18 protein-coding genes are annotated in these 23,998 nt (G+C 71.4%); 11 read left to right on the top strand and 7 right to left on the bottom strand.

Annotated features, from left to right (window positions below; translation table 11 throughout):
* Positions 1–31 precede the first annotated feature (31 nt).
* A complete protein-coding gene (gene pheT, locus WMF46_RS18605; RefSeq protein ID WP_437986836.1) occupies positions 32–2,476 on the top strand; it encodes a phenylalanine--tRNA ligase subunit beta in 2,445 nt (814 codons plus the stop codon).
* 41 nt (positions 2,477–2,517) lie between these two features.
* Here the strand turns inward: pheT and WMF46_RS18600 are convergent, their stop codons facing one another.
* Positions 2,518–5,364 carry an nSTAND1 domain-containing NTPase gene (locus tag WMF46_RS18600; protein WP_437986835.1) on the bottom strand — a complete coding sequence of 949 codons (2,847 nt, stop codon included), beginning with the start codon at positions 5,362–5,364 and terminating at the stop codon, positions 2,518–2,520.
* 390 nt (positions 5,365–5,754) lie between these two features.
* Here WMF46_RS18600 and WMF46_RS18595 point away from each other — a divergent pair, with 390 nt between their 5' ends.
* Positions 5,755–6,045 (top strand): hypothetical protein, encoded by a 291-nt coding sequence (locus WMF46_RS18595; protein WP_437986834.1) that lies wholly within the window; start codon positions 5,755–5,757, stop codon positions 6,043–6,045.
* Between the two features lie 41 nt (positions 6,046–6,086).
* On the opposite strand, the gene WMF46_RS18590 is transcribed toward WMF46_RS18595, so the two are convergent.
* Complete coding sequence (locus WMF46_RS18590) at positions 6,087–7,874, bottom strand: sigma 54-interacting transcriptional regulator (RefSeq protein WP_437986833.1); 1,788 nt, start codon at positions 7,872–7,874, stop codon at positions 6,087–6,089.
* A gap of 118 nt (positions 7,875–7,992) precedes the next feature.
* Positions 7,993–9,210 carry an MFS transporter gene (locus tag WMF46_RS18585; protein WP_437986832.1) on the bottom strand — a complete coding sequence of 406 codons (1,218 nt, stop codon included), beginning with the start codon at positions 9,208–9,210 and terminating at the stop codon, positions 7,993–7,995.
* A gap of 130 nt (positions 9,211–9,340) precedes the next feature.
* Here WMF46_RS18585 and WMF46_RS18580 point away from each other — a divergent pair, with 130 nt between their 5' ends.
* Positions 9,341–10,471, top strand: a complete 1,131-nt coding sequence (locus WMF46_RS18580) for a pirin family protein (protein WP_437986831.1) — start codon at positions 9,341–9,343, stop codon at positions 10,469–10,471.
* Between the two features lie 5 nt (positions 10,472–10,476).
* Here the strand turns inward: WMF46_RS18580 and WMF46_RS18575 are convergent, their stop codons facing one another.
* Positions 10,477–11,466 (bottom strand): helix-turn-helix transcriptional regulator, encoded by a 990-nt coding sequence (locus tag WMF46_RS18575; RefSeq protein ID WP_437986830.1) that lies wholly within the window; start codon positions 11,464–11,466, stop codon positions 10,477–10,479.
* A 115-nt stretch (positions 11,467–11,581) separates the two neighbouring features.
* On the bottom strand, positions 11,582–12,499 hold the full coding sequence (locus tag WMF46_RS18570; RefSeq protein WP_437986829.1) for an SMP-30/gluconolactonase/LRE family protein: 918 nt from the start codon (positions 12,497–12,499) through the stop codon (positions 11,582–11,584).
* Positions 12,500–13,130: 631 nt separating this feature from the next.
* On the opposite strand from WMF46_RS18570, the gene WMF46_RS18565 reads away from it, so the two are divergent.
* From WMF46_RS18565 to WMF46_RS18530, 8 genes are all read left to right on the top strand, one after another.
* Complete coding sequence (locus WMF46_RS18565; protein WP_437986828.1) at positions 13,131–14,108, top strand: PAS domain-containing protein; 978 nt, start codon at positions 13,131–13,133, stop codon at positions 14,106–14,108.
* A 290-nt stretch (positions 14,109–14,398) separates the two neighbouring features.
* Positions 14,399–15,001 carry a cysteine hydrolase family protein gene (locus tag WMF46_RS18560; protein WP_437986827.1) on the top strand — a complete coding sequence of 201 codons (603 nt, stop codon included), beginning with the start codon at positions 14,399–14,401 and terminating at the stop codon, positions 14,999–15,001.
* 3 nt (positions 15,002–15,004) lie between these two features.
* Positions 15,005–15,850 carry an ABC transporter permease gene (locus WMF46_RS18555; protein ID WP_437986826.1) on the top strand — a complete coding sequence of 282 codons (846 nt, stop codon included), beginning with the start codon at positions 15,005–15,007 and terminating at the stop codon, positions 15,848–15,850.
* The gene (locus WMF46_RS18550; RefSeq protein ID WP_437986825.1) at positions 15,847–16,692 is read left to right on the top strand and encodes an ABC transporter ATP-binding protein; all 846 of its coding nucleotides are present in this window, start codon (positions 15,847–15,849) and stop codon (positions 16,690–16,692) included. The genes WMF46_RS18555 and WMF46_RS18550 overlap by 4 nt, the downstream gene beginning before the upstream one ends.
* Positions 16,689–17,729 carry an aliphatic sulfonate ABC transporter substrate-binding protein gene (locus WMF46_RS18545; protein WP_437986824.1) on the top strand — a complete coding sequence of 347 codons (1,041 nt, stop codon included), beginning with the start codon at positions 16,689–16,691 and terminating at the stop codon, positions 17,727–17,729. Before WMF46_RS18550 ends, WMF46_RS18545 begins: the two co-directional genes overlap by 4 nt.
* Entirely contained in the window at positions 17,726–18,181 is a 456-nt protein-coding gene (locus tag WMF46_RS18540) for a nucleoside deaminase (RefSeq protein WP_437986823.1), read from the top strand. The genes WMF46_RS18545 and WMF46_RS18540 overlap by 4 nt, the downstream gene beginning before the upstream one ends.
* A gap of 459 nt (positions 18,182–18,640) precedes the next feature.
* A complete protein-coding gene (locus WMF46_RS18535; RefSeq protein WP_437986822.1) occupies positions 18,641–19,861 on the top strand; it encodes a hypothetical protein in 1,221 nt (406 codons plus the stop codon).
* A gap of 245 nt (positions 19,862–20,106) precedes the next feature.
* Positions 20,107–21,714, top strand: a complete 1,608-nt coding sequence (locus tag WMF46_RS18530) for an amidohydrolase family protein (protein ID WP_437986821.1) — start codon at positions 20,107–20,109, stop codon at positions 21,712–21,714.
* On the opposite strand, the gene WMF46_RS18525 is transcribed toward WMF46_RS18530, so the two are convergent.
* Together WMF46_RS18525 and WMF46_RS18520 are read right to left on the bottom strand one after the other, a co-directional pair.
* The gene (locus WMF46_RS18525; RefSeq protein ID WP_437986820.1) at positions 21,682–21,903 is read right to left on the bottom strand and encodes a hypothetical protein; all 222 of its coding nucleotides are present in this window, start codon (positions 21,901–21,903) and stop codon (positions 21,682–21,684) included. The genes WMF46_RS18530 and WMF46_RS18525 overlap by 33 nt on opposite strands.
* 77 nt (positions 21,904–21,980) lie before the next feature.
* Complete coding sequence (locus tag WMF46_RS18520; RefSeq protein ID WP_437986819.1) at positions 21,981–23,906, bottom strand: leucine-rich repeat domain-containing protein; 1,926 nt, start codon at positions 23,904–23,906, stop codon at positions 21,981–21,983.
* Between the last annotated feature and the right edge of the window lie 92 nt (positions 23,907–23,998).

Below are 23,998 nucleotides of genomic sequence, written 5' to 3'. Positions count from 1 at the left end.
CACTGCCCCTCGCCCGCAGGCCCGATTCCCCATGTTGATATCCTACAAGTGGCTTCAAGAGATCCTCGGCGCCGATCCCGGCGTCGACGCGGTGACCTCGGCGCTCGGCCGCGGCGGGCTCGAGGTCGACCGCGTGACGCACGTCGGCGCCGCGCTGCGCTCCGTGGTCCTCGCGAGCGTCGTCGCGACGCGGCCACACCCGGCGGGCAAGAAGGGCCTGACGGTGGTCCGCGTGGACGCGGGTGATCGAGAGGTAGAGGTCGCGTGCGGCGCGCCGGTCATCCCGGCGGCTCCGGCGCTCGTCTGTTATGCGCCCGTGGGGGCGCAGGTGCTCGACCGCACCGGCGCGCTCGTGACGCTGACCGAGAAGGCGGTCGCCGGCTTCACGTCGCCCGGCATGCTCTGCGCCGAGGACGAGCTCGGGCTCGGGTCGAGCCACGAGGGTCTCCTGACCGTGGAGGGCGCGCGTCCGGGGCAATCGCTGCTCGACTGGGAGCCCCGCCTCGAGGACTGGATCATCGAGCTGAGCGTCACCCCGAACCGGCCCGACGCGCTGGGGCACCTGGGCGTGGCGCGGGACGTGGCCGCGGTGCTCGGCCTACCGTTCCACCCGCCCGCCGTCGCCGCGGCTCGAGCGAACGGCGCGAACGGCGCCGGAGCGCCCGCGGCCGTGGAGGTGCGCGACGGGGACCGCTGCCCCCGGTATGACGGGCAGGTGATCGAGGGCATCGGCGTGGGCCCCTCGCCGCTCTGGGCGCGGGTGCGGCTCGGCCGCCTCGGCGTCCGGCCGATCACCAACATCGTCGATGCGACCAACCTTGTGATGCTCGAGCGGGGGCAGCCGCTCCACGCCTTCGATCTCGATACGCTGCGGCTCCCGATCGAGATCCGGAGGGCCAAGGCGGGCGAGGCGTTCGTCGCGCTCGACGGGCAGAAGCTGTCCCTCGACGAGGACGATCTGGTGATCGCCGACGCGGACCGCGTGGTGGCCCTGGCGGGCGTCATCGGCGGCGCGGACAGCGGCGTCACCGCGACGACGCGGCGGGTGTTCCTGGAGTCGGCGTACTTCGAGCCGCGCGGGATCCGCAGGTCGGCGCGCCGGTACGGCTTCCACACCGAGGCGTCGCACCGCTTCGAGCGGGAGGTGGACATCTCGGGGGTCCCCCTGTCGCGCGACCGCGGTAGCGCGCTCATCTGCGAGCTCGCCGGCGGCGAGGCGGCGGGCGAGCCGATCGACGCGTACGTGGCGCCGCGCGCGCCGCGCCGCCTGACGCTGCGGCTCCCGCGGTACCAGCGGATCATCGGGGCCGAGGCGCCGGCACGGGCGCGCGAGATCCTGGAGACGCTGGGGCTCTCGGTGCTGGAGCAGAAGGCGGACCGGCTCCTCGTCGAGGTGCCGGAGCACCGGCCCGACATCGCGGAGGAGATCGACCTCATCGAGGAGGTCGCGCGCATCGCCGGCTACGACCAGATCCCGAGCCGGCTGCCGCGCGTCGGGGCCGCGCCGGCGGGCGCCCGCGGCGATTACCGGCTGCGGCGCAGGGTGCGGCAGATCTGCACGGGGATCGGGCTGCACGAGGCGGTGACGTACTCGTTCCTGTCGCCCCAGGAGCTGAAGGCGGCGCGCTACGACGACGGGTCGCTCCTGCGGCTGCTCAACCCGCTCTCCGAGGAGAAGTCGGTGATGCGGCCGTCGCTGGTCCCTGGGCTGCTCACGGTGGTGCAGCGCTCGCAGCGGTACAACGTGCCGCGGGTGCGGCTGTTCGAGGTGAGCCAGGTGTTCCTGCCGTGGCAGGGCGAGGCGGGCGGCGCGGGCCAGCTGGCGCGGGTCGAGCGGCCGCCGGTGAACGAGCCGACGCGGCTCACGATCTTCCTCGCGGGGCCGCGCGACAGCTACCTGACGCGGCCCGAGGACGTCGATTTCTACGACGGCAAGGGCGCGGTCGAGGCGGTGATCGCGGAGCTCGCGGGCAGCGTGACGCCGGCGTTCGACCTCTCGGGCGAGCCGCCGCCGTGGGCGCACCCGAAGAAGGGCGCCCGCGTCCTGCTCGACGGCCGCGAGGTCGGGTACGTGGCGGAGCTGCACCCGGACGTGCGCGAGGCGCTGGAGATCACGAGCGGGGCCGTCGTGGCGGAGCTGGACCTCGCGGCGGTGGCTGCGGCGTACAAGGCGCCGGTGGCCGCGAAGCCGAGCCGGTTCCCGGCGATGCGGCACGACGTGGCGCTCCTCTTGCCGCTCGACGTGCCGGCGGGAGATGTGCTCGAGGTGCTGCGGACCACCGCGGGGGAGCGCTGCGAGAAGGTCGAGATGTTCGACCGGTACCGCGGCGAAGAGCTCCCGCCGGGGACGCACTCGCTGGGGTTCGCGCTGTGGTTCCGGTCGGCCGAGCGGACGCTGACGGACGACGAGGTCGACAAGTGGACGAAGGCCGCGGTGGACGCGGCGAAGGCGCGGTTCGGGGCGCAGCAGCGCTGAGGGCCGGCGGCGCGCTTGCTCCGCAGCGCCGCCTCGGCCGCTTACCTCGCCTTCTGCTCCTCCTGGGTGGCCTTGACCTGGGCGCGGCGCGCGTCGGCCTCGGGCCGCTGCGCCGTGTCCGGCGCCGTCCTCGCCTCGCCCGCCGCCACGCGGGCCCGCCCGGCCTCGGCCTCCGCGCGCTCGCGGGCCTCCTCCGCCTCGCGCTGCATCCGCTCGGCCCGCCTCCTCTGCGCCTCGCTCTCCTGCTGCGCCCGCTCCGCCGCGCTCCGCTGCGCCTCCTCGCTCGCCAGCGCCTTCTTGAGCGTGTCCTCCGTTCTCCGGATCTCCTCGAGCTGCTCCGTGATCACCGTGTTCTGGCGGGTCAGCTTCACGATCCCCGCCCCCGCCGCGACCACCAGCAGCGAGAGCGCCGCGATGATCCCGGACACGAGGCGCCGCCTCCCGCGTTGCTGCTGGTCGGCGAACCGGAGCACCTCCTCCAGATAGAGCCTCTCCCGCTCCGGCAGCGCGCCCCGGTAGCGCTCGCGAAAGCCGCGCGCCTCCTCGGCGACCTTGCCGCGCCAGAGCGTGTCCGCGGCGCGGCCGCTCGCGTCCCAGAGCCTCGCCGCCGCGCGCAGCCGGTCCAGGAACGCGGCGTCTTCCTGGTTCTCGTCCAGCCAGCGCCGCAGCGTCGGCCACCGCTCGATGAGCGACTCATGCACGATCTCCACCGTGCTCCCCGCGCGGTCGCTCGCCGTCTCGATCGCCAGGAGCCGAGCGTCGGCGAGCAGCTCCACCACCCGCTCGATCTCGCCCCGCTCCCCGGGCAGCTCGCAGAGCTCACCCAGGCTGGCCACGGCCCGCGTCCGCTCCGGCGTCACAAGGCGCTCCAGCACCGCCCGCGCGAGCTTCGCCCGGCGCTCGCTCATCCCGGCCAGCACCGTGTCGGCGTGGCTCGCCAGCGCGCCCGCCACGCCCCCGAGCGCCTCGTAGCTCGCCCGCGTGAGCAGCTTGCGCTCCCGAGCGCGCATCTCCCACAGCCGGGCCGCCGTGAACTGCAGGAGCGGCAGCGCGCCGCGCGTCGTCGCCAGCGCGTCGAGGATGCCCTCGATCATCGCCGTGTCCTCGATCTCGTGCCGCGCCGCCTCGATCGGCCTCATCAAGGCCTCGCGCAGCCCCTCGCGCCCCATCGGCCGCAGGAACACGAGGCCACGGATCATCGCCGCCATGAACTGCTCGTGCTCGGCCATCCGCTCGAGGAAATCCGACCGGACGGACAGGACGACGCGGAGCGGCGAGGAAGCATCGTCGGCGATCCCTTCGAGGCACGCGAGGAACGCCGCGCGCTCGCCGGCCGGGGCGCCGAGCGTGAAGAGCTCCTCGAACTGATCGACGAACAGGACGAGGCGCTTCTGCGCGCGGCCCGCCCCCCCGCGCAGCGCGGCGCCGAGCAGGCCGGGCTCGGCGCGCAGCCGCTCGACGAGCGCCCCGCGCATCGCCGCGCCGCCCTGCGGGGAGAGCGCCTTCAGGTCGGTGTTGAGGGTCACGGCGGGGTGGTCGAACAGGTCCGCCAGCACCGCCATCGGCTCGCGCCCGGGCCGCACGACGAGCGCCTCCCAGCCCTCGCCAGAGCGCTTGAGCGCCGGGATCACCCCTGCCCTGACGAGCGACGACTTCCCCACCCCCGACGCCCCCGCGATCGTGAGCAGCGGCTGGCTCCGGAGGCGCGCCACCGCGCCCGCGAGGTCCTGCGCGCGGCCGAAGAAGCGGTCGGCGTCGGCCTCCTGGAACGACGACAGGCCGGCGAACGGGCTCTCGTCGCTGCCGAGGAGGATCTCCCGGCGCCCCGGGAGCAGGGGCAAGAGCTCGGTCAAGAGCTCCTGCGCGGAGGAGAATCGGTCGGACTTCCGCTTGCAGAGGCAGCGATCGATGATCGCGCCGAGCGCGCCGGCCTCCGGATGGCGCCCGCCCACCGTGGGCATCGGCTCGTCGAGGATCGGCACCGCGAGGAGATCCATCTTGCCGCACGGCGCGAGCGGGTGCGCGCCCATCACGAGCTCGTGGAGAATGATGCCGACGGCCCAGACATCGCTCGAGGGATCGATGTCGATTCCTCTCCACTGCTCGGGGGACATATACGCAAGCGTGCCGATGATCCCGCCGTCGCGGGTCAAGCCCGCGTCCCCGGCGACGGCGCGACCGGCCGAGAGGACCGCCTCGTCCTCGCGCAGCTTGGCGATGCCGAAATCGACCACCTTGATCGCCCCGGACGCCTCCAGCATGATGTTCTCCGGCTTGAGGTCGCGGTGGACGATGCCGGACGCGTGCGCGCTCGCGAGCGCGCGCACGACGGGGACCACCATGTCGACCGCCAGGCCGGGCGGCACCGGAGCCGTCGACACCTCCTCTTCCGCGTCCACGGGCCTGCGCCGATTCATCCAGGCGCGGAGGCTCTGCCCCTCGATGTACTCGAGCACCATGTACGGGAATCCGTCGTGCTCGTTCACCTCGTGGATCGTCACGATGTGCTCGTGCTTGCAGCGCGCGGTGGCCTGCGCTTCGACCAGGAAGCGCTGGACCCCGGCGCTGCTCAGCATGTTGAGGAGCTTGATTGCGACGAGGCGAGCGAGGCGGGTGTCGCGGGCCAGGAAGACCAGGCCCATGCCGCCCCGGCCGAGCTCGCGCAGGAGCTCGTAATGGCCGATGCGGGTGCCTGCCGCAGGCGCCGGCCTGGCCTGCGCCAGCAACGAGGGCGGCGGGTCGAGCGTCTCGGGCTCCTCGTCGCGCTGCGCCTCGCGGGCGCCCGTGACCACGCGGTCGGCCTCGGCCCGCATCGCGGGGGTCGGGAGCGCTGCGCCGGCGATCGCCGTGTTTGCGTAGCCCGCGTCCTCCGGCGAACTGCCGCTCATCGCAGGACGCTTCTTGTCGTCGTGGGGTGCCGCACCGCCTTGGAAGCATAGCCGTGTCCGAGTTCACCAGCACAGCCTTTGCGCGCGGCGGCTCCGGCCCCCCTGTACAGCGACCTCCTCGTGGCCGCCGGGCGTCCGCTCATCGCCGGCGGAGCGACCGCGATCACGGGCGCGGTCCTGCTCCTCATGAACGGGCCTCAATCGTACCGCACGGAGGACCGCGGCGGCGTGAAACTCGAGCTCCGGCCCGCCGCGTCGCTTGACGCTGCGTGGGTGTCCGCTCGGTTCGTGTTCTGATCCCGGGAGTCGCCGCGACCTTCGTCAGGCCAGTGATCGACACCGCGCGGGCGGGCAACCGATCACCAGGGCTGCACGGAAGGATCTGAACTCATGAGCTCACTTTCTGTCTTCTCGCGCCCCTTTGTTGGATTCATCGCCCTCTCGGTCGCTCCGGCCTGTTTCGACCCACGAGCCGCCGGCGGCCCCGAGCTCGGCTCGGGCAGGGCGCCCGTCGTCGAGCAGGAGGAGGACCACGATCCGAGATGCGGCGGGGGCAACGGGCCCTCGGAAGCCTGTGCCTCGTTCGAGGGGACCGGCTGCTACTGGATGGAGAACACCAGCGGTGATTACTGCTGGGTCCCGGCGGACTGGGCTTCCACTCCGGGGCGCCCTCCCGCATGACGAAGCGGCCGGAGAGCCTCCGGGCGAGCGGAGCCCGCCCCTCACGCGCTCCGCTTCCCCTCCCGCGCCGAGATGCCATATTGCTTGAGCTTGAAGGTGAAGGTGCGGACAGGCATCCCGAGGAGCGCCGCCGCCCGCTTCTGGACCCCGTCCGCGGCGTCGAGCGCCTGACACATGCGCGTGCGCTCGATGTCCCGGATCTCCTCGGCGATGGGCTTGAAGCGGAAGGGCGCCGCGGCGGGCGGCGCCGACGGGTCCGCCGCGGGCCGCGGCGGGGCTTCGAGCCCGGCAATGCGCTCGGGCAGACACCAGGGCTCGATCACCGGGCCGTCCGCCGTCGCGACGGCGTACTCCATGGCGTTCTTGAGCTCGCGCACGTTGCCGGGGAACGGGTGCGCGAAGAGCGCGGCCTCCGAGAGGTCGAGCGCGGGCCGCCCGGCCCGGGCGCACGCCTCGGCGAGGAACAGGCGGGCCAGGATCGGCAGCTCACGCGGCCTGTCCCGGAGCGGGGGCAGCTCGACGACGGCGGCGCTCAGGCGGAAGAGCAGGTCTTGCCGGAAGCGGCCGGCGCGGACCTCGGCCTCCAGATCGCGGTTCGTGGCGGCGACGATGCGGATGTCCACCTCGCGCTCGCGCACGTCGCCGAGGCCCGTGATCCGCTTCGCCTCGAGCGCGCGGAGCAGCTTGGCCTGCACGCCGAGGGGCAGCTCGCCGATCTCGTCGAGGAAGACGGTGCCGCCGTGCGCCCGCTCCAGCAGGCCGGGCTTGGGCGCCCGCGCCTCGGAAAACGCGCCCTTCTCGTACCCGAAGAGCTCGCTCTCCACGAGCGTCTCGGGGAGGGCCGCGCAGTTGAGCGTGATGAGCGGCTTCTGGGCCCGCGCGGACCAGTGGTGCACGGCGGCGGCGGCGTTCTCCTTGCCGGCCCCGGTCTCTCCGAGGACGAGGACGGGCAGATCGCTCGCCGCGAGGCGCCGGATCAGCTCGAACAGCCGGATCATGGCCGAATCGGCGACCACGATCGTGCGCTCGCCGATGACGTGCCGGACGGCGGTCTCCGAGGCGGCGGCGATCGCCCCCGGAGCGGCGATCGACGCGGCGGTCCGCGCGCCCGCGAGGAGCGTCTCGGTGTCGCCGCCGTCGAACGGATACGAGGCCAGCCCGCCGCGCGCCTCGGGGGCCAGCGGCGCGATCGCCTCGAGCAGGTGGAGCACCGCGCCGCGCGCCGCCTCTCCGCCGAGCTCGGGGAACCCGATGGCCAGGTGAGAGGCTCCGTCCCAGGCGACGATGTCCACGAGCCGGAGCGCCGAGAGCGCCCGCTGCTCGAGCGCCGTGCGCATCTGCACGGCGCCGAGGGACACCACCGCCAGCCCGAACGGCCGCGCGGAGTCGGCGGCGCGCTCGATCTCCTCCTCGACGCGCCGGCGCAGCCGGCCCATGTCGATCAGCGTGGTGCCCCTGGACGGCGGCTCGCGCCGGAGGATCAGCGTGGTGTCGCCGAGGGCGACGACGTCGCCGGAGCCGAGCGCGCGCGCGCCTTCGATGCGCTCGCCGTTGACGAGCGTCCCGTTGTGGCTGCCGAGATCGGTGATCCTGACCTCGCCGCCGGAGACGGCGAGCTTGGCGTGCCGCCGGGAGACCGCGGCGGTATCGAGCCGCACGTCGGCCTCGTCGCTGCGCCCCACGATGAGCTCACCGTCGCTCGGCAGGGCGCGCCGGTACGACGAGGAAGCGCCGATGACGAGGAGGTAGGAGCAGATTCCCCGGCTGTCCAGGGCCCCCTGCAGCTCGAAGGTCTGAGTCGTCAACGGCGAGCTCGCGGGGCCGCTCATGAGCCCGAGGCTAACCTCGGAGCTCTCGCGCACGCAAGCTGCGAGCCTCTCGGGTCAGCGACAAGCCACAGCGCTTTCCGCGGCTCAAGCGTAGATGGCGAGTCGCTCAACAACGCGGCTAGGCGCGATGCGCGGCAGCGAGCGCGACGCGCCGCTCGATCCCGAGGAACAGCAGCGGCAGGGCCACCGTGAACACGATCGACAGCCCCGCGACGACCGGCATGCCTTCAAGACGGTGGTCCGGCAGCTCGTGGAGCATCCTGGCCGCCGCGAACGCCGCGATCGCGGACGCCATGTGCTGCACGGCCGACTGCATCGAGGTGAAGCGCGCCCGCTCGGCGGGGCGCGGCACCTTCGACGTCAGCGTGTTGTACGAGACGTTGCGGAACGTCATGCCCAGCATGAAGACGATGAAGATGGCGAGCACCGGCAGCCCCGGCGTATACGAGACGAACCCCGCGTAAAGGACGCTCGCGAGCACCGCCGCCCCCACCGAGCCCGTCTGAAACGCGCCGAAGCGGTCCACCAAGGGTCCCACGGCCCGCATCGCGGCGAAGCTCACCAGGCCTCCCACGAAGTAGAGCAGCCCCAGCCGCTCGCGCGGATACCCGAGGTTGTACTGCACGTAAGCCGAGATGTTGGGGATCACCAGGAACGACGCCACCGTCAGGATCGCCGTCGTCGCGTACGAGAGCAGCACGATCGGCCGGCCAAGGAGCGCGCCGAGCTCGCCGAGCGCGCTGCCCGACGGCGGCGCTCCGGTCAGGTGATCTCGCATCGGCGGCAGGAGGAAGATCGCGAGCCCGGCGACGAGCAGCCCGAGCGCCGCGACCGCGAAGAACGGCAGCGGAAAGCCGCCGCGGCGGGCGAGCTCCAGCCCGGCGGGGATGCCGAGCACCGAGGCGACCGAGAACGAGCCCATCACGACGCCCATCGCCTTGCCGCGCCGCTCGGGCGGGATGACGTCGGCGACGATCGAGAACGCGACCGAGGTCGCGGGCCCGCCGAACGCCCCGGCGAGCACGCGCGCCGCCATGAGGCTCGGGAGCCCCGTGGCGAAGCCCCCGGCCGCCGTGCCGGCGACGAGGCCGAGCATCGCCACGGCGAGCGCGCTGCGCCGGTCGAAGCGGTCGAGGAAGAACGCGCCCGCGAGGCCCGAGACCGCGGCCGCCGCCGTGTAGCTGCCGCCGATGAAGCCGATGCTGGACATCGGGATGCCCAGCGCGACCGCGAAGTCGGGCCCGAGCGGCATCACCATCACGAAGTCGAGGATGTTGATGAACTGGACCGCAGCGACAAGGAAGATGATGCTCGATTCGGAGCGCCGTTTGGACACGAGGGTCGACTCTAGTCGACTCCAGGCGCGCCCGCCCCGCCTCGGCACGAAAAAGCGTTGCTGCCGGCGCAACGCCACGTTGCGCGCTCGCACCGTTGTCCCTCCATGAGGTCCACCTTACGATGAGACGATGAGCCCCATGGATCGCCGCACCGTCCTCGGCGCCCTCGCCGCAACGCCCGTCGTCGCCGCGTGCGACCCCTCCGCGCCCCCGCCGGGTCGCACCGACGAGGCCGCGCTCGCCGCGGAGGACTTCGTCCGCGACGTCGCGCCGCTCGGGTTCCCCTGGGAGACGCTCGATCCCTTCCTGTTCTGCGTCCACCACGACGACGCGTACCCGGCCGGCGACGAGCGGATGGGGCCGGCCACCTCGCTCGCGGGCCGCGCCATCGGGCGCGACTTCGCGGGCAAGGACGGCTGGCGCATGTACCACGGCGACGTGGTCCCCGGCTTCCCGCAGCACCCGCACCGCGGCTTCGAGACCGTGACGGTCGTGCGGCGCGGGCTCGTCGATCACGCGGACTCGCTCGGCGCGGCTGCGCGCTACGGCCGCGGCGACGTCCAGTGGCTCACGGCGGGGGGCGGCATCGTCCACGCGGAGATGTTCCCGCTCGTCGAGAAGGACGGGCCCAACCCGCTCGAGCTCTTCCAGATCTGGCTCAACCTGCCGCGCGCCGACAAGCTCGCCGAGCCGCGCTTCGTGATGATGTGGGGCGACACGATCCCCAGGCAGATCGCGCGCGACGCCGCGGGCAGGACGACCGAGATCACGATCGTCGCCGGCCGCCTCGGCGAGCTCCGCGCGCCGGCCCCGCCGCCGAGGTCGTGGGCGGCGCGCGCCGCGTCCGACGTGGCGATCTGGACGCTCAAGATGGCCCCTGGCGCGCGGTTCACGCTGCCGGCCGCCTCCTCCGGCACGAACCGCGCGCTCTACTTCTTCCGCGGCGCCGAGCTGCGCGTCGGCGCCCGCCGCGTCCCCGCGGCCCACAGGATCACGCTCCGCGACGGCGCCGCCGCGCTGCTCGAGAACGGCCCCGACGAGGCCGAGCTCCTGCTCCTCCAGGGCAAGCCGATCGGCGAGCCCGTCGCGCAGCAGGGCCCCTTCGTGATGACCTCGATGGCGGAGGTCCAGCAGGCCTTCCTTGACTACCGGCGGACCGGCTTCGGCGGATGGCCGTGGCCGAGCGACGGCCCGGTCCACGGGCGCGCGGAAGGCCGCTTCGCGCGCTACCCCGACGGCCGCATCGACAAGGCGGGCTGAGCCCCTCACCTCGCGTCGGGCTCGGGCTCCTCGCTCCAGCAGTCGTTCGCGCTCGCGCGGTGCCGCGCGCGGTACTCCGAGGGGCTGACGCCCTCGGAGCGCCGGAACTGCTCGGCGAAGCGCGACGCCGAGTCGTAGCCGCAGGCCGTCGCGACCTCCAGCACGCCGTGGCGCCCCGAGCGCAGCAGCCCCTTGGCGAGATCGAGGCGCTCCTTCCACAGGAGGGCCCTGAACGAGACCCCCTTCGCGCCGAGCCGGCGGCGCAGCGTCGCGTCGCTCACCCCGAGCGCGCGCGCGACCTCCGGGGCCGCCCACGGGCGCGCCGGATCGCGGCGCACCAGCGCCCGCACCGCGAGCGTCGGATCGAGCGCCAGCGTCGAGGAGGCGGCGCGCGCCTCGTCGAGCTGCTCCCGGTGCTGCAGGAGCAGGGTCAGGATGAGATCCTCCAGCCGGTGCTCGATGAGCAGCGCGTGCGCGCCGGGCAAGAGAAGCGTGTTCACGAGGTGGATCAGCGCCTGGATCGACGGCATCGCGGAGCGGAGGAGGTGCGGCCTATCCGCCTCGAAGCCGCCGAGCCCCCGCTGGACGCAGAGCGTTGGATACCGGCGCTGGAGCCGCTCGTCGACCTCGCTCAGGAGCTCGATCGTGAACGAGCGGTAGGCGCCGCGCTCGGGATCGGGCTCGTTCACGAGCTCGAGGGGGATGCCCTGCGGCACGAGCAGGATCTGCCCCTCCCGGGCGACGAGGCGCGTGTTGCCGTCCGGGCCGTCGAGGAAGATCCGCTTCGCGCCGTCGAGGATGAGCACGACGAGCGGCCGGGAGAGCCGCTGAATCGTTATCCGATCGCGCGTGCGGGTGAAGACGCCGACCCATCGGGCCAGGCCGGCGCCGCTCGCCGAGGACGAGCGCTCCAGGCGGGAGATGGCCTCTCTGAGCGCGCCCCAGGCCTGGGCTTGATCGGCGGGTTCGAGCAGTCGGGTGAGCTGGGTCTTCATCGTCGCTCCTGATGGAAAAGGGCGCTTCTCTCGCCGCGCAGACGCAGCGCGGGGCCGGCCGGGGCGGCGCAGCGTAACCGCGCCGCCCCGGGGCCCAAAGCGCTGTTCCACCGGCTCATTTCACGTCGAGCAGGACGATCTCGCCGTCGTTGAAGAGCGGGACGAGCAGGCGATTTCTCGCGCGGTCCCAGCCGAGATCGGCGGGGCTCGGGAGATCCGCCGCGAGCGTTGAGACGCGCGGCGCCGCGTCCCCGGCGGGGTCGATCTCGAAGACGGCGCCCGCGTCCCAGCTCGACACGAGGAGCCGGCCGTCGTCGAGGCGCACGAGGCCGTCCAGCGTGCCAGCGGGCAGGGAGATCTCGCGCCGGAGCTTCCCCGAGGCGTCGAGCGCGTCGACCCGCGCTGCGCCGAGGTAAGCCACCCAGATCTCGCCTTCCGCGCACGCCACGCCGTTCGGGTGCGGCAGCGCGGGATCGGCGATCAACCGGGAGACCTCCCCGCCCGGATCGACCGCGACGAGCGCGTCGGTGCCGATCGAGGTGAACCCGCCCTCCCCGATGGCCACGCCGGAGTCCGAGACAACGATCGACCCGTCGGGCATGGCCGCGACGTCGTTGAGCAGGCCGGCGCCGGCGACCTCGATGTCCTCGATGGGCGCGCCGTCGCTCGCGTCGAAGACGCGGATCACGTCGATATCGGCCACATAGAGCCTGCCGCCCGCGATGGCCATGCCCTTCGGGGCGCTCAGCGTCACGCCCTCCGACGCGCCGTCGATCCATGTCAGGTCGAGGATCTCGCCGTCCGGCGAGACGCGCGAGATGAACGCGCGGTCGTCCTTCTCGACGGGTGAACCGACGATGTTCGAGATGAGGTAAACGTCGCGCTCCTCGTCATGGAGCACCGACTCGGGCGTGCTGAAGCCGCCGACGCGGCGGGGCTCCGGCGCGGCCGGGGCCTCGCTCTCGGCGCACGCCGGGAGGACGGCGGCGAGGCAGGCGAGGACCGCGGCGAGGCGTTTCGGTTGCGTTTTCATGGTGCGCTCTCGTGGTAACGGGCCGGCGACGCGCCGGCTGGTGCGCCTACCCTGCGCCCGCTCGCCGCGCGGCGCGCGCCCGCGGCGCTCATTGATACGCCCGAAACGCTCACGCGCCGCGGTTTGCGCCGCCGCCGGCCGAGACGCAAGGCCTCGCGCAGGCAGCGGGGTCACCCCCGGCCACGGCGCGTCTCGACCAGGGAAGGGCCGATCGCTCAAGGCGCCTCCGTCGTTCCACCCGACCAGGAATCGAGATGCGCGAGACAACGAATCTCACGTCCACGCCGCTATATCGGCCACGCGCAACGCACAACCATCGTCCGCGTTGTACGAGGCAGATTCCCGCCCTCCGCAGATCCTGTCCTGACAAACGAGCACGGGTCCAGCTTGAACGGCGGGTAAACGGCGCGTAAACGGCGCGTAACGGCGGGTTAACGGCGGGTAAACGGCGCGTAACAGCGCGCGCTCGCCCTCCGCACGGGCGAGGAACGTCTTGGTCGACATCCACGGGACCTGCCGGCCCCACCGGCGACACGCCGTGAGTCGACAACGGACATCGAGCGCTTGACAAGTGTTGCGCCCCCGACAATCATGCGGTCACCGTGGCCCGGCCGACACGTGGTACCCTGTAATGCAGTGTCTTTCAGACCCAGAGAGCGAGACGTCGCTGCACGATCAGGTCGCGGCGCTCCGCAGGCGCGTCGCGGACCTGGAGCAGGCTCTGGCCGAGGCGCAGCGGCCGAGCTTGGCCGTACGCGAGGCGCGGCCCGTTGCCCAGGAGCATGAGCTCCTGGCCAGCTTCTTCGCGGCGGAGGCCTCGGGGTACGTCGCGATGCTCGACGCGATCCCGGCGATGGTGTTCTTCAAGGCTCGGGACCACCGGTACCTCGCCGTCAACAAGGCCTATGCGGAGCACTATCGCCTCTCGAGCGACAGGATCGTCGGGAAGCGCGACGAGGAGATATTCGTCGACGAGGTCGCGCGTAGCTACCGCGAGAACGACGAGACCATCATGTCCGAGGGGATCCCGCGGCTCAACGTGGAGCTCCGGTGGAAGCTCGAGGACGGGAGCGACGGCTGGACGCTGGAGAACAACGTCCCGTTCCGCGACGCGAGCGGGCGCGTGATGGGGATGGTCGGGGTCGTTGTCGACATGACCGCACGAAAGAGGACGGAAGAGGCGCTGCGGAGCACCGAGGCCGATCTCCTCGCCATCCAGTCGCGCCTCCTCGAGACGATAGCCGCGCTCTCGACGCCGGTCCTGCCCATCGACCACGGGGTCATCGTCGTGCCGCTCATCGGCCATCTCGACACGATGCGGGGCACCCAGCTCATGGAGGCGCTCCTGCAAGGCGTGCAGCGCCACGACGCGGAGTTCGCGATCGTCGATCTCACCGGCGTCCCGATGATCGACAGCGCCGTCGCGCTCCACCTCCTGCGCGCGGTGCAGGCCGTGGGCCTGCTCGGCGCCGAGAGCGTCCTGGTGGGGATGTCGGCCAGCACCGCCGCGGCGCTCGCGGCCTTCGGCGAGACGCTGGAGGGGATCGTCCTCCTGAGAGATCTCCGGGCCGGCGTGCGTTACGCGATGGCGCGGCGGAAAAGGAGATGACCGGCGTGCAGCGGAGGGCGCCGCTGTAGACGTCAGAGACGTCAGGCGGCGGCGAGAGACATCTCCCTCTCTCGCACCTTGTTCCACGCAGCGGGCGACCTCACGCCTTCTCGAAGTGCTCACGCACCCAGGTCTCGCTTGACCCTTCGGCGAGGCACCGGCTAAATTCCGTTCAGCCTTTTAACGCTGCATTCCCGGCTGATGTAGAGACGGTCGGTTCACCACTTCACCCCACCTCAGCGAGCTCGACGCGTCCGGTGTCCCCTGCGCGCCGAACGTCCAGACCAGCGATGACGCCGCGTATCCGCCCGTTGCCCCTCGACCAGGTCCGCCCCGCCACCACCGCCCTCCTCGTCATCGACATGCAGCGGGACTTCGTCGAGGAGGGCGCGCCCTGCGAGGCGCGCGGGGCGCTCGATATCGTACAGCGCGTCAACGCGCTCGCCGCGTGGGCGAGAGGGCACGGCCTGCCGGTCGTCTTCAGCCAGGAGATGCACAGGGCCGATCGGTGCGACTTCGGCATCGAGCTGGAGTTCGAGCCGCCGCACTGCCTCGAGGGATCCCGCGGCGCCGAGCTGGTCGATGGGCTGCGGATCGAGCCGCAGGATCATCGGATCTTCACCAAGCGGCGCTACGACTGTTTTCTGGGCACCGACCTCGACCTGCTGCTCCGGAGCAAGCGGGTGGAGAACCTCATCTGCTGCGGCGTGTGCACCAACATCTGCGTGCTCAGCACCGTGCTCACCGCGAGGAACCTGGATTACCGCGTGCTGCTCCCGGTCGACGCCGTGGCCGGGACCACACGGGAGCTCCACGACGCCGCGATCCTCTGCATGAGCAACGCGTTCGCCTACGTCACCGAGAGCGCCGCGGTGATGCAGCTCTTCGGCTGACAGATGCCCGGCGACCGAGCGCCGCGGACCCCATCGCGACAGTGCGAGCGACCACCGCCGCGCTGGCTCGCGCTCGGCCGCCCCGTCTCCGCCCGGGTCCGTCTCGCGCTCGGCGCGGCGAGCTTCCTCGCCACCCTCGCGGCGTACGCCTGGCTCGCGGGCCGCGACGGGGTGAACACCGCCCTCGCTCCCACGCTCGCGAGCATCGGGCGGGCGACGGCCGAAGCGCTCGGCTCGGCGGAGCTCTGGCTCGACGTCCGCTACAGCTTCCTGCGGGTCACGGCCGGGTTCGTGGCCGCCGCGCTCCTCGCGGTCCCGCTCGGCGTGCTCGCCGGCGCGTTCCGATCGATCGCCGCGCTGATCGAGCCGCCGACCGAGTTCCTCCGCTATGTCCCCGTGCCGGCGCTGATCCCGCTCGTCATGATCGTGGCGGGCATCGGCGAGGGCGCGAAGGTCCTCCTCGTCTTCCTGGGGACCTTCTTCCAGCTGCTGCTCATGACCGCGGACGAGGTACGGCGGGTCCCGGCGCCGCTGCTCCAGGTCAGCCAGAGCCTCGGGGCCACCCGGCGGGAGATCGTCTGGCGCGTGCTGGCCCCGGCCGCCCTCCCCGGCATCTGGAGCGCGCTGCGCATGTGCAACGGGTGGGCGTGGAGCTACGTCGTCGTCGCGGAGCTCGTGGCCGCCACCGAGGGCCTCGGCTTCCGCGTCCTCAGGTTCTATCGCTTCATCCAGACGCCCAGCATCTACGCGTACCTGGCGGTGCTGGGCGCGATCGGCCTTGGGCTCGACTGGGCGTTCGGCGCAGCGCACCGCCGGCTCTTCCGCTGGGCCAGGGGGCGCGACGCGTGACGCTCTCCGTGCGCGGCGTCAGCAAGGCGTACGGCGGCCGCGGCGGCGAGACCAGCGCCCTCTGCCCGCTCGACCTCGATGTCGGCGAGGGCGAGTTCGTGAGCCTCGTGGGCCCCTCCGGGTGCGGGAAATCGACGCTGCTGCACATCGTCGCGGGGCTCGAGCCGGCGACCACCGGGACCGTCACGCTCGGCGGCGAACGCGTCCTCGGCCCCGGCGCCGAGCTCGGCGTCGTGTTCCAGCAACAGACGCTCTTCCCGTGGCTCAGCGTGCGGGAGAACGTCCGCTTCCCGCTGACGCTGGCCCGCCACCGCGGCCGGGCGCGGCAGGCCGGCTCCGCGCGAGAGGCGGACCGCGTAGAGCGCCTGCTGCGCCTCGTCGATCTGTGGGACTTCCGCGACAGCGCGCCCGCGGAGCTGAGCGGCGGCATGCAGCAGCGCGCCGCGCTGGCGCGGGCGCTCGCCGCGCAGCCGGAGGTGCTGCTGATGGATGAGCCGTTCGGCGCCCTCGACGCCCAGACACGTGAGGAGATGCAGGGGCTCCTGCTCCATGTGATCCGACATCACCGGATCACGACGCTCTTCGTCACGCACGACGTGGAAGAGGCCCTGATCCTGTCCGATCGCGTGGTGGTCTTCTCCGAGCGCCCCGGCCGCGTCGTGGCCACCATCGACGTGCCCGTACCCCGGGCGGATCGCTCGCCCGACCTCAAGCTCGACGAGGCGCTGCTGCGCCTCAAACGGGATATTCTCTCGCTCCTGCGGGGGAAGGCCCGCCCCGAGGAGCAGCGCCGCCGCTTGCTCCTCGGGCTCACGAATACGCCGAGGGGAGAGGATCCATGAACCGAAGGACCGTCGTGCTAGAGCTCGGGGCAGCGCTCGCCTGCCTCCTCCTGTCGCCAGGCTGCTCGAAGAAGGACGAGCCAGCGCGCGAGGTGCCCGCCGCCGCCGCGCCGGGCGAGAAGCCCGGGGCCGCGGCGAACGCGCCGGTGAAGCTGACCGTGGGACACGACCTGTGGATCGGCTATGCGGGCGTGTTCATCGCGAACGAGCTCGGGCTGTTCAAGCAGGCTGGCCTCGACGTCGAGCTCAAGCCGTTCTCGAACCCCGGGGACACGCTGCCGGCGCTGGCCGCGGGCAAGCTCGATATCGGCCTGACGACCCTGCAGAACCTGGCCGTGCTGAGCGGCAACGGCGACACGGACGTCGTGGCCATCGCGCTCATCGACAGCTCGAACGGCGCGGACGCGGTGGTGGCGAAGGAGGGGGTCGCGTCCATGGCCGATCTCAAGGGCAAGACGGTCGCGCTCACCCTCGGCGAGGTCAATCACATGCTGTTCCTCGCCGGCCTGAAGAAGTCCGGGCTCTCCACGGACGACGTGAAGGTCACGAGCATGAGCGCAGACGACGCCGGGGCCGCGTTCGTGGCGGGGAAGGTCGACGCCGCGGTCACCTGGGAGCCGTGGATCACCAAGGCGACCAAGGGCGGCGGTCGCGTCATCTTCTCGAGCGCCAGCGTCCCCGACACCATCATGGACGCGGTGGCCGTGCGCCGATCGCGGCTCGCCGAGTCCGGTGACGCCTGCTCGAGGTTCATCGGCGCCATCGATCAGGGGGTGCGCGTCCTGCGCGGCGAGCCCGACAAGGCGATTCCCATCGTCGGCAAGTACTTGAACGCTCCGCCCGAGGACGTGAAGGGCATGCTGAGCGGCGACAAGATCTACGACCTGGCCGACAACAAGCAGCTCTTCGGCACGGCGGAGAAGGCCGGCCCCGTGTACGCCTCGATGAAGGCGGTTGTCGACTTCGCTGTCGAGTCCAAGCTCGTCAAGAAGGCGCCCGCGCCGGAGTCGCTGCTCGACCCGAGGCTCGTCCGATGAGCCGCGACGAGGCGCTCATGGGGCGCGCGCTGGAGCTCGCGCGCGGCGCGCAGCGCGCGGGCGAGCCGCCGTTCGGCGCCCTGGTGGCCGCCCCCGATGGGGCCGTCGTGGCGGAGGCGACCGACGAGGTGAACGGCCAGCGCGACTTCACGTACCACGCCGAGGTCGGCGCCGTGCGCCGCGCCTGCGCGGCCGCCGGGCCGGACTTGCAGGGATACACGCTGTACACGACCGTGGAGCCCTGCCCGATGTGCTTCACCGCGGCCTGGCTCGCCCGCGTGAGCCGCATCGTCTACGGCTGCACGATGCGGGAGGTCACGGACGCGACCGGCGGCGCGCAGCGCGAGCTGGCCGTCCCGGCGAGGTGGATGAACGAGAGCTCTGGCGCGCCGCTCGATCTCGTCGGCGGCGTCCTCGACGCGCAGTGCCTCGCGCTGTTCGGCCCGGCGTGACCCGCTCGCCGGCGCTCCGCCGCCATGACCTGCCCGCGGCGCAGGTCGAGCGAAATCCCGTCACACATCTCGGCTGTCCCATCCCAGCCTGAAAGAGGCCGGAGCGGCCCGGCCTTCCGGTGGCGGTCGGGGCGCCAGCAAGATTTGCTTACCTCAGCAAGCCCTGCGTTCTCTCCTCGTCCCTTCTACGCAGCCGTTGCCTACCCGAGGTCGAGGCGCCGCTCGCGCGGCGCCGAAGGGCGCTGTGGATGACTGGCATGCGGGGTGCTCAGGGCACGTGACGGGACGCGGACCGCGCAGCGGGGCTTGAAGGAAGACGGCCCTTCCCCGCTCCGGGGCGGAGCTGCCCCGGCGAGACGCTCGGCGCCTTCCCTGGCCGCACGTGGCGGCTCGTTGGGTGAGCTCTGCGCACCGAGCGCGGTCCTCTCTGCGCTGCATTCCGAGAAGGAGACACTTGCAATGAAACGATTCTTTTATCCGTTGGTCCTCGTGGCGATTCCGGCAGCTCTCTCTGCCTGTGGCGCCGGCCATTCGTCGGAGTCCGACGAGCGCGCCGAGCCAGACGAGCTCACCGGGACGGCCGAGGGCGCCCTCGCGTGCGGCGGGCTCGCCCCGGGGGAGTCTCTCGATCGAAGCCAGTCGATCCGGTCGTGCAATGGCCGGGTGAAGCTCGTGCATCAGACGGACGGCAACGTCGTCGCCTACGACGAGACCGGCGCGTCCTGGGCCACGCACACGGCGCCGCGGTCGGACACGACCAGGTTCATCATGCAGACCGACGGGAACCTGGTCCTCTACGCCGGCACCCGCGCGCTCTGGAACTCCAGGACGGCGGGAAACCCAGGCGCACGTTTCGTCCTCCAGGACGACTGCAACCTCGTCATCTACAACACCGCCGGCAAGCCCATCTGGACGACCTCGACGTCCTGCCGGACCTCCAGCGTCGTCGACCTCTTCGACTACATGACGCCCGGATGCAGCGCGAGCGGCCCCCAGTACTCCACGCAGGTGACCGGAGCTCGATGGTACGTCCCGCAGGGCAAGGACCTCTCGGGGCGCAGGCAGTTCGTGTACGTGAAGGGCAGGAACGGCGCCGATTACGAGTCTTACACCGCTGACGATCAGTGGATCCGGCTGTGGAAGGACACCTCGTGGGCGTACTTCGACACCGGCATCCAGACGTACTGCGATGAGCAGTGCGGCGCGCTGAACAGCCCGACCGACTGCAGGCACCAGTGGCGCGGAGACCCTGTTGCGGGCGGCTACGCCTACCAGGCCCCGAAGGACACCACCGACTGGGGAGGAGCGAAGGTGCTGCCGCGCTATTTCGACAAGTCACGCGGCGTCCAGACCTACACGTTCGACATCTACGTCGACGCGCAGAGCGAGACCACCTGCGGCGCCTGCGACTCGTGGCACGAGGGCTGGACGTGGCAGCGGTACACGGTCGAGCACCTGTCCTCCGTCACCGCTCCGAACGGTCAAGTCTACACGGACGTGATCAAGAAGGTCATCATCGACGGCGCCGGGAAAGACGAGGTGTACTACTTCGCCAAGGGGACCGGCTGGATCGGCTACGAGGTGCAGCACTCGACCTACAAGGACTGGATCAACGGGACCACCACCGGCGTCAGCCTCCCGACCATCTGCCCCGGCAGTGGCCCGGCGAGCAGCTGCTAGCTTGCGCTTCGTCCGGGTGTTGCTGAGGAAGCAGCCGCGCTGAACCGCTGCTCGGATCCGAGCAGCGCGCGCGGCGAGCGCGCCGGAGGGGCGCCGAGATCCGCGGTCAAGAGCGCAAAACCCCTCGGCGCCGGCGCCAGGGCACGCGTGTTGCAAAGAGCGTGTTGCAAAGAGCGGCGCGCCAGCACGGCCATCGACCATCCACCGGCGACCTCGGTGCGCCCAACCCCTTCTCCGGAGTCTTCATGACTGACCGTATCGCTCGTCTCAAGGCCTCGCCCTCCGTGGCGGTCAAGGAAAAGCTCGATTACCCCGTCATCGACGCGGACATCCACACCAACGATTACTCGCCGGCGCTGGAGGATTTCGTCGCGACGTACGGAGGCGCCAAGCTCGTCGACGACCTGCGCAAGGCCCTGAGCTCCCGCCGCCGAAACGCCGAGAACAGCAGCGGGAAGGACTGGTACAGCCAGACGCCCGAAGAGCGGCAGCACTACCGCACCGTCAGGTCGCCGTGGTGGGCGCGGGTGACGCGCAACACGCTGGATGTGGCCACGTACCACCTGCCGGAGCTGCTCGCCGAGCGCCTCGAGGAGCAAGGGTCCGATTACTCGGTCCTGTTCCCGAACAACACCCTCGCGCCGCTCGCCGTGAAGGACCCGGGCGCGCGGCAGGCGCTCCAGCGCGCGATCAACCATTACCACGCGGAGCTGTTTCGCAAGTACAGCGACCGCCTCACCCCGGTCGCCGGCATCCCGCTGAACACGCCCGAGGAGGGCATCGAAGAGCTGGAGTTCGCCGTCAAGAAGCTGGGGCTCAAGGCGATCAACATCGCCGGCGGCGTGCGCCGCCCCATCAAGGCGATCGCGGAGAAGTACCCGCCGGCGCACCACCCGGAGATCGCGAAGTACGCGACGTACATCGACTTCTACGGCATCGACAGCGAGTACAACTACGATCCTTTCTGGGCGAAGGTGGTCGAGCTCGGCGTGCCTGTCCTCACCCATTACGGGAGCCAGGGCTGGACGGGGCGCTCGTCGATCAGCAACTACATGAACAACCACGTCGGCCACTTCGCCGACGGATCGGAGGCGTTCGCCAAGGCGCTGTTCTTCGGCGGCGTCACCCGCCGCTTCCCCGGGCTGCGCATCGGCATGCTCGAGGGCGGGGCGGACTGGGGCGCGCGGGTCTACATCCACCTTGTCGACCGCTTCCAGAAGCGCGGCCCCGAGGGCCTCAAGCACTACGACCCCGCGGCGACCGATCGCGCGCTCTTCACCGAGCTCTTCCGGCGGTACGGCGCGGATCTCGCAAAGCTCGCAAACGGGCGCTCCATCGAGGGCGAGCAGCTGATCGCCGACACGCTGGGCGCCGGGTACACGAGCGACGCCCGCCAGCCTGCGCCGGAGTACCGCAATGATTTCGAGGCCGCGGGCATCGAGAAGATCGAGGACATCCGCGACCGCTGGGTGAACAACTTCTTCTTCGGATCCGAGTCGGACGACCGCACCATTGCGGCCGCGTTCAACAACAAGGCGAACCCGCTCGGCGCGAAGATCAACGCCATCTACTCCTCCGACGTCGGCCACTGGGACGTCCCCGACCTGACCGAGGCGCTCGCGGAGAGCTATCGCCTCGTGGAGGAGGGCGTCCTCAGCGCCGAGGACTTCAAGGCGTACGTGTTCGAGAACCCGTACAAGCTCTACACCGAGGCCAACGCGAGCTTCTTCAAGGGCACGCGGGTCGAGGAGAAGCTGAAGCGCAAGGCGTCGAGCGGCGCCGGCGACGAGCGGCGCGGCCCGGGCGCAAGGGGCGACGTTCTACCCGGCAAGCCGGTCGAAATACGCGCGTAACGCCGCCCCGTCGAGCCCCGCCCCGAGCGCGAACATCAGCGCGAGCCTCGCCTTGGGCCCCGAGAGCGCGCCCGCGGCGATCACCCCGAGATCCCGGAGCCGCCGCCCGCCGCCGGGCGCGCCGTACGTCGGCGTGACCCGCCCGCCGGGGCAGCGCGAGCTCAGCACCACCGGCGTGCCGGCCTGCACCAGCGCGCCGATCGCCCCCTCCCAGCTCCCGCAGACGTTCCCCGCGCCCGAGCCCTCGATGGCTGCGAACCTCGGGCTCAGGGCGAGCAGGCGCCGGCGCCGTTGTTCTCCTCGTACACGCCGAGAGGCGGCTCGTCGAGGCGCTCCAGGAGCGCCTCGACCTCGCATCGAGGCAAGCTCTCATTTTCGGTGATCGTGAGCGAATCGCTGATCGTTCGAGCCCCCACGCCGCGAAGCGTCGCGAGCGACGGGTTCCGCGAGATCCTGAGGTCGAAGATCGCCGACACGTTCTCCAGTCCGGTCAGCCCGGGCAACACCTCATTCTCCTCGATGGCGAGGTAGCTCACGCGGACCAGGCTGCGCAAAGCGCCGATGTCGACGAGCGCGCCGTTGCCTTTGATCCACACCCTCTCGGAGGCGCTGCCGCCCGTGCTCGACGAGCCGAGCCCGTCGAGGCTGGTGAGCGCGGGGTTGTTGCTGATAGAGAGTTCGGCTGGCATCTCGAGGAGGCCGGCCAGCGGCCGCAGGCTCGTGAGCCGAGGATTGGCTTCGATCCCCAGAGAATCGACATGAGCGAGCCGTTCGAGCCCCGAGAGGCTCGCGAGCCTGGCGTTCTGGAACACGCCGAGATACGTCAGCTCCGTGACGCCGGCGAAGTCGGACAGGTCCGTCAGGGAGTTACACGCATCGACGGACAGCCAACCCAGGCGCGTCATCCCGCCGATGTCGATCCTGGCGACCTTGGGGTTGTTCGAGAGGAAGAGCGAAGGAACGATCTCCGGATTCGAGGGATAGTGCGCGAGCGCCTCGACGCGCACCAGCTCGGGGTTCGATTCGACGGTGAGGTGCGTGACGCCGCGGAGCGATTGCAGGCCTTCCAGGCTCACCAGCGCGGCGTTGCTGTTGACGGAGAGCCCTTCGACGGTCTCGAGCGCCGCGAGCCCGGTCAGGTCGACGAGCCGATCGTTCAACGAGATCTCGATGGTGGTCGCGCGAACCAGGCCATCGAGGCCGCGCAGCGAGCTCAGTCGCCGGTTGTTCGTCAGCGTGAGTGTGTGGATCGTCTCGAGGCGCTCGATGCCTTGCAAGCTGACGAGTCCATCGTTCTCGGAGATGCGGAGCATCTCGAGATCATCGACGCCGTCGAGGCCCTCGAGGCTGGTCAGCGCGTCGTTGTCGAGGAGGGTGAGCTGCCCCCAGCGCAGGTTGTTCAGCCCGTCCAGCGTCGCGAGCCGATCGTTGTCCTCGATCCGGAGATCACCCCCCTCGACGCGCTCGAGGCCTGCCATGGACTCGAGCGATCCGTTGCCGTAGACCAGCCACAGGCGGGCGGGTACCCCGGCGCCGGCGAGGCTCTCCAGGAGCGGGTTGCCAGAGATGTTGACGGCTTGCCCGACCCTCTCCAGGCGCTGAAGCCCGCCGAGGCTGCGGAGCGAGGAGTTCTCCATCACCGTAAGACTCTCCCCGATGTCGGTGAGGGAGCCGAGGCCGTCCAGGCCGACCAACCGATCGGTCTCGGAGATCACGAGCTCGCCCTCGATGGTCGTCAGGCACGAGAGCGGTGACAGGTCGACAGCGTCATGGCTGATGTAGAGCGAGCCTTCGAGCACGGCGACGCCGCGCAGGCCCTCGATATCCTTCTGGCGCGTGGCACCCCAGGAGTCGTGGTACACGCGGTTGGGATCACACCCCTGCTCGGCCCCGCCCGCGCCCGTCTCCGGCTCCTCCGGCGCACCGCCCGCGCCTTGACCGCCTGTGCCAGGGGCCCCCCCGGCGCTCGACGTGCTCGTGGTGCTGACGGCGGAGCTCTCGCCCACGCCGCCGCCCCCGTCCCCCCCGACAGAGCTCGATGCGACGCTGGCACCGCCGCCGGCGCCCGCGGTGGTCGACCCGACCTCGCCTCCGTCCGCCGGCAGGTCGGACGAGGTCGCCTCGATCCTGCCCCCGCACGCCGACACGAGCGCCATCGAGGCGAGCACGGCCACCCACCATGACCTCTTCATGCCGCGAGGGTGAGCTCACTCCGATTTCGCGTCAATGCCAGTCAGAGCCAACCACGACCATGCGCGGTCGCAGCCTGAGAATTTTGCAGCAG

This window comes from Sorangium sp. So ce117 (genome assembly GCF_051524395.1).
Taxonomy (GTDB): Bacteria; Myxococcota_A; Polyangia; order Polyangiales; family Polyangiaceae; genus Sorangium; species Sorangium cellulosum_B.
Note: the sequence above shows the minus strand (reverse complement) of the source record. Positions and strands in the feature narration are given on the sequence as shown.